The sequence below is a fragment of the Massilia eurypsychrophila genome (genome assembly GCF_002760655.1).
GTDB lineage: Bacteria > Pseudomonadota > Gammaproteobacteria > Burkholderiales > Burkholderiaceae_D > JAFCUW01.
Window position 1 is genome coordinate 188,737 of the sequence record NZ_PDOC01000009.1, and the last position, 6,372, is coordinate 195,108.

The window sequence follows — 6,372 nt, forward strand, 5'->3', positions numbered from 1 at the left end:
GCCTACACGACGGCAGTTTGACACTGCCGGGGCGCTGCGGTTTCAATTATTTTTTCGGCGGCGTCTGGTAAGGCGCGGGTGCGCTGCGCGCCTTGCTGACCACGCCTTGCGGGTCGATGACGACGACGAATTCGCCCACCGGTCCGGCCGGGCCGGGCGTCAGGTAGCGCCATATCTCGTAACCGCTGTCAAAACGGAACGAGCTGGTCGCGCCGAGCTGGGCCAGCAGCGTGGCTTTGGTCGTCACGCCGGGCTGCACCGCCTGCGCCAGCCGTTCGGCGGGCACGACGGTGCCGGGTGGCGCCAGCGGCGCGGCGGCGCAGCCGGCCAGCGCGAGCATGCACGTCAGGATCGCGAGGCGCTTCATGGCGCGCTCCCGATGTAGTCGAATTCGACCAGCGTGTCGTCCGGCCAGGCCGGATCCCAGATCGGTGCGTAGTAGCTGTGGTCGAGCAGGACCTGGCAATCGCAGAACGGCAGCGTCTCGGCGGTCTGGTCGCCGGCGGCGTACAGCATCTTGAACGGCAGCGGGGCCGTGCGGGCGCCATGGCGCAAGGTCACGCCATAGATCGGCCGCTCGGCGAAGAACAGGTAGTTGCCGTCGGGGCTGGAGCACACCTTGTCGGTATCGGTCAGCATGTTCGACAGCCAGCCAAAGATCGGTGCGCTGTTGGAGATGAGGCCGGCGTCCATGCCGACCTTGCATTCGAGGCGCAGGTCGCCGAGCCGGCGTACGCCTTCCGGCAGGCCCGGCGTACGCACCGAGGCGCGCCAGGTCATGCTGTTGGTCTTGCGGTTGGCCAGCACGGCGGCGTCCTCGCGCAGTGCCTGCTCGCTGCGGGGCAGCACGAAACTGTTGTCGTCGGCAACCGGGACCGGCAAGGTGACGTTATCGCCGGCCACGCGCAAGGTGATGCCGGTCATCTTCGCGGTGGACAGGCGCGGCAGCAGGCGAAAACGCAAGCTGGCGGCAGGCGCCAGCGCGTGCTCGCGCTCGAAGCGGTCCATGCCCTTGATCATGTTGCGATACGACTTGTCGACCGGGTCGCGGGTGGTGGACACGGTGACGCTTTGCATCGCAGGAGCGGCTTGCGCCAGCGCCTGGCCGGAACAACTGCCGGCGATGGCGAGCGCGCATAAAAAGCGGAGTGGGGGAGAAATCATGCTCGAATGGTACGTCGATTGCCGTTGGCGTGACGCACCACTGAACAGTTCGGTTACCAGTTGCGCAGGCGGCCGGTATCCATGTGGACGAACTGGTCCTTCGGATAGTATCCAACGCCGCCGCCGCCGGCCTGCAGCGCCGCCTTGTGCAGCTTGGCCAGGTCGTAGCCGGGCAGGCGTACGTCGATCGCCTTGCCTTCGAGGTGCATGCTGTGCCTGGCGACGCCGCCCGAACGTTCCGCCAGACGGCGGTTCGTTTCCGGCGAACGGTAGCCGGAGATGACGTGCAGGATCTTGCCGTTGCCGACCTGGGTGCTGACCTGGTCGAGCAGCACCAGCAGCTTCGGATCCATGTTGGCAATCGTGTTGCTGCGGTGGTCGCGCAACAGCTTGTTGATGTCATTCATCGCATCGGGCACGAACTGACCCTCGGCCCAGAAGACGGTGCGCAGCGTTTCGCCGGTGTGCGTGTTGTACAGGCGCAAAGTACGCTCGTGCGGCAAGGTCGCCGCGGCGCGTCCGATGGCGGGAACGCTGAGGGCCGTAGCCAGCACAGCGGAGCTTTTCAAGAATGATCGGCGATGGTTCATGGTACCTCCTGAAGCGGATTCACTTGCCCTCATGATACAGCGGTTCTTCCGACGCCGCTCATCATGGCGCGCGGCTACGTTGAGTTTGGCGCGGAAACAATGGCGCCAGACCTAGCCCTGTCTCCGATTACGTGCCTCAAAAACAGGGTCAGACCCGTTTGTTCATCGGTGCCGGCCTTCGTTTGCTGAGTTTTAAACGGGTCTGACCCTTGTTTTGGAGAAGCACGTGGGGGGCAGAAAGATCGGGGGCAGTCGTCGGTCCGACCTCCGTTTTCGTGCCTCAAAAACAGGGTCAGACCCGTTTGTTCATCGGTGTCGGGCAGTGTTTACAGAGTTTTAAACGGGTCTGACCCTGGTTTAGGGGAAATGTTGGGGATGGAAATGTCGTGGTTTGGGCACGGCCGACGGGGACAGGCCATCCGCATTAGAATTGGTCATCCCACTAACACGATTGCGAAACCATGATCCCATTGTCCGTGCTTGACCTAGCGCCCATCGCCGAAGGCAGCGATGCCAGCGACTCGTTCCGCAACTCGCTCGAGCTGGCGCAGCACGCCGAGCGCTGGAACTTCCAACGCTTCTGGCTGGCCGAACACCACGGCATGCCAGGCATCGCCAGCGCCGCCACCGCCGTGCTGATCGGCCACGTCGCCGCCGGCACCAGCCGCATCCGCGTCGGCGCCGGCGGCATCATGCTGCCGAACCACTCGCCGCTGGTCATCGCCGAACAGTTCGGCACGCTCGCGTCGCTGTTTCCGGGCCGGATAGACCTCGGCCTCGGGCGCGCGCCGGGATCGGACCAGCTCACCGCGCGCGCGCTGCGCCGCAACCTGGGCTCGGATGCCGACGAGTTCCCGCAAGATGTCGTCGAGCTGCAGGATTATTTTTCCGACCAGCCGCGCCAGCAGGTGCGCGCAGTGCCCGGCACCGGCCTGAAAGTGCCGCTGTGGATACTCGGATCGAGCCTGTTCGGCGCCCAGCTGGCCGCCGCGCTCGGCCTGCCGTATGCGTTCGCGTCACACTTCGCGCCGCAGCAGATGATGCAAGCAGTGGCGCTGTACCGCGCGACGTTCAAGCCGTCGGCCCAGCTCGATAAACCGTACGTGATGCTCGGCTTTAATGTGTTCGCCGCCGATACCGACGAGCAGGCACGCCTGCTGGCCACGTCGATGCAGCAGGCGTTCGTCAGCCTGCGCACCGGACGCCCCGGCAAATTGCAGCCACCCAAGCCAGGCTACCTGGAAAGCCTCGGCCCGCAGGAGGCGGCGATGCTCGACCAGATGCTGTCATGCTCGGCCATCGGCTCGCCGGCCACCGTCAAGGACAGCCTCGACGCCTTCATCGCCCGCACCGGCGCCGACGAACTGATGATCACCTCGCAGATCTTCGATCACCAGGCGCGTCTGCATTCGTACGAGATCACGGCCGCGGTGCGCGACGGCACGGTGTAGCAAACACATATATGCATGGCAAATATAGCTATATTTCCTCGACGGAAAAGCAATAAAATGACGCGGTAGCGTACTTTTCGTCGTTTCATTCGGCCCCTGCGAGCCGATCCCAAGGAGATACAGCATGACCATGTTATTCCGCACCAGCGTACTGGCGGCGTCGATCGCCCTGATGGGCGCCGGCGGCCTGGCCCAGGCAGCCCCTGCGGCCAAGCCGTCCACCAAGGTCGACATCGCGATCCCGGACATTCCGTACACCAAGTTCGTCCTGAAGAACGGCCTGACCTTGCTGGTGCACGAGGACCACAAGACGCCGGTGGTGGCGGTTAATACCTGGTATCACGTCGGCTCGAAAAATGAAAAAGTCGGCAAGACCGGCTTCGCCCACCTGTTCGAGCACCTGATGTTCGGCGGCAGCGAAAACTTCAAGCAGGCCACCTACATCAACGCGCTCGAGCGCATCGGCGCGACCAGCCTGAACGGCACGACGAATAACGACCGCACCAACTATTTCCAGAACGTGCCGACCTCGATGCTCGACTACGCACTGTTCGCCGAAAGCGACCGCATGGGCCACCTGCTCGGCGTGGTCGACCAGAAGAAACTGGACCTGCAGCGCGGCGTGGTGCAAAACGAAAAGCGCCAGGGCGAGAACCAGCCGTACGGCGTGGCGTACCAGATCCTGACGGAAAACACCTATCCGGTCGGCCACCCGTATTCCTGGACCGTGATCGGTTCGATGAAGGACCTCGACGCGGCGTCGATGGCCGACGTGCAGGAGTGGTTCAAGACCAACTACGGCCCGAACAACACGACGCTGGTGCTGGCCGGCGACATCACGCCCGAGCAGGCGCGCGAAAAAGTCGAGAAATACTTCGGCGAAATTCCGGCCGGGCCACCGCTGGCCAAGCATGCGGCGTGGATCGCCAAGCGCACCGGCACCCATCGCACCACCGTGCAGGATCGCGTGCCGCAGTCGCGCCTGTACCGCGTGTGGAACGTGCCGGGCGCGCATACGGCCAGCGAGCCTTTGCTCGACCTCGGCGCCTACGTGCTGGGCGGCGGCAAGACGTCGCGCTTCTACAAGCGGCTGGTCTACAAGGACCAGCTAGCCACCAGCGCGACGGCGTCGAACGATTCGAACGAGATTGCCGGCCAGTTCGACGTGACCCTGACCGCGCGTCCGGGCGTGGAGATGAGCAAGCTGGAATCAGCGGCCGCCGAAGAAATGCGCGCGCTGATGAAGTCCGGCCCGACCGTCGCTGAAGTGGAACTGGCGCGCACCGCGATCCTGGCGCGCTTTACCCGCATCGTCGAGCGCGTGGGCGGCTTCGGCGGCAAGAGCGACCTGCTGGCCTCGTGCACGACCTACACCGGCAACCCGCACTGCTACAAGGATTACCTGAAGGCGATCAAGGCGGCCACGCCGGCGCAGATCAAGCAGGCGATGAACGAGTGGCTGTCCGACGGCGACTACAACCTCGAAGTGCAGCCGTTCCCGACCACGCTGACGACGACCGCCAAGTTCGACCGCAGCAATGCGCCGGCGCTGGGCAAGGCCGAATCGCTGAAGCTGCCGCCAATGCAGAGCGCAACCTTGTCGAACGGCCTGAAAGTGGTACTGGCCGAGCGGCACGACGCGCCCGTGGTCAACTTTTCGATGATGGTCGATAGCGGCTACGCCTCCGACCCGGCCGACATGCCTGGCCTGGCGAGCCTGTCGCTGCGCATGCTGCAGGAAGGCACGCCAACACGCAGTTCGCTGAAAATCGGCGAAGAGTTCGAGGCGCTGGGCGCCAATTTCTCGGCCCGCACCAATCTCGACGGCGCGTTTGTCCAGATGGATGCGCTGAAGGCGACGATGCCGAAAGCGCTGGAAGTGTATTCGGACATCGTGCTGCATCCGGCGTTCGCGCAGAACGAACTGGACCGCTTGCGCAAGGACCAGCTGGCAGCAATCCAGCGCGAAAAGACCAATCCGAACGCGATGGCGACCCGCGTGATTCCGTCGCTGATTTACGGCAAGGGCCACGCATACTCGCTGCCGATGAGCGGCAGCGGCACCGAGGCGGCAGTTGCCCGCATCGCCCGCAACGACCTGGTCAACTATCACCGCACCTGGTTCAAGCCGAACAACGCGACCTTGCTGGTGGTGGGCGACACGACCCTGGCCGAAATCACGCCGCTGCTTGAGAAGAATTTCGGCGGCTGGAAAGCCGGCGACGTGCCGAAGAAGAACGTGGTCGAAGTGCAGCAGCCGGCCAAGACGGTGGTGTACCTGATGGACCGTCCTGGTTCGCAGCAAAGCGTGATCTACGGCGTGCAACTGGCGCCGCCGCGCAATTCGCCTGACGAAGTGCAGCTCGGCGTCGTCAACAACATCTTCGGCGGCAGCTTCAGCTCGCGCATCAACATGAACCTGCGCGAAGACAAGCACTGGTCGTACGGCGTGCGCTCGTTCATGCCGGCCGCGGTTGGCCAACGCCTGTACGTCAGCCAGTCGCCGGTGCAGACCGACAAGACGAAAGAGTCGCTGAAGGAGCTGGTGCGCGAGTATGCGGACGTGGCAGGCGGACGGCCGATCACGGCGGCGGAGTTGAGCGACGCCCAGGCCAACGAGACGCTGGCGCTGCCAGGCTCGTTCGAGACGGCCAGCCAGCTCAGCGGCGCGTACTCGACCATCCTGCAGTACAAGCTGCCGGATGACTACTACAACAAGTACACCGGGACGGTGACGGCGATGACGCCGGCGCAGGCAAATGCGCTGGCAGCGCGCACGATCATGCCGGGCAAGCTGGTGTGGGTGGTGGTGGGCGACATGAGCAAGGTCGAAGCGGGCATTCGCGACATGCAGCTCGGTGAAGTACGCAAGATCGATGTGGATGGCAATCCGGTGCAGTAAGCCGGTCAGCGCAATCTAAAAAGCCCCGCCGGCGTAATGCCGGCGGGGCTTTTTTTCGTGTGCGCCCAGCATGGGCGCACTCTTGCGGGTGCAAGTCCCGCCGCGAGCTGACCACAGCGAGCGAAGCGAAGCGCAACTGCGGAAGGGCGACCGACTGTGGGGAGGAAGCGTGGAGCGAAACTGCGAGCCGATGAACAAGAATCGGATACAAGGCGCTGCTTTGCAGGGCGAGCGGGCACGAAACCGCGAAGCTCTTGTGGTCAAT

Annotated in this window: 5 protein-coding genes; 2 read left to right on the forward strand and 3 right to left on the reverse strand. The window is 64.1% G+C overall.

Translation table 11 applies throughout. The features are described from left to right. Positions 1 to 46 precede the first annotated feature (46 nt). From CR105_RS15995 to mepK, 3 genes are read right to left on the reverse strand one after another with little or no spacing between them, the layout of a single operon-like run. On the reverse strand, positions 47 to 367 hold the full coding sequence (locus CR105_RS15995; RefSeq protein ID WP_180288216.1) for a hypothetical protein: 321 nt from the start codon (positions 365 to 367) through the stop codon (positions 47 to 49). Then, the gene (locus CR105_RS16000) at positions 364 to 1,164 is read right to left on the reverse strand and encodes a hypothetical protein (protein WP_229413963.1); all 801 of its coding nucleotides are present in this window, start codon (positions 1,162 to 1,164) and stop codon (positions 364 to 366) included. Before CR105_RS16000 ends, CR105_RS15995 begins: the two co-directional genes overlap by 4 nt. Positions 1,165 to 1,217: 53 nt before the next feature. Next, positions 1,218 to 1,733, reverse strand: coding sequence for a peptidoglycan L,D-endopeptidase MepK (gene mepK, locus CR105_RS16005; protein WP_307189634.1), 516 nt, complete (start codon positions 1,731 to 1,733; stop codon positions 1,218 to 1,220). Between the two features lie 482 nt (positions 1,734 to 2,215). Between mepK and CR105_RS16010 the strand changes: the two genes are divergently transcribed. Together CR105_RS16010 and CR105_RS16015 are read left to right on the forward strand one after the other, a co-directional pair. Further along, complete coding sequence (locus CR105_RS16010) at positions 2,216 to 3,205, forward strand: LLM class flavin-dependent oxidoreductase (RefSeq protein ID WP_099789917.1); 990 nt, start codon at positions 2,216 to 2,218, stop codon at positions 3,203 to 3,205. Positions 3,206 to 3,329: 124 nt separating this feature from the next. Continuing rightward, positions 3,330 to 6,107 (forward strand): M16 family metallopeptidase, encoded by a 2,778-nt coding sequence (locus CR105_RS16015; RefSeq protein ID WP_099789918.1) that lies wholly within the window; start codon positions 3,330 to 3,332, stop codon positions 6,105 to 6,107. Positions 6,108 to 6,372: the final 265 nt, after the last annotated feature.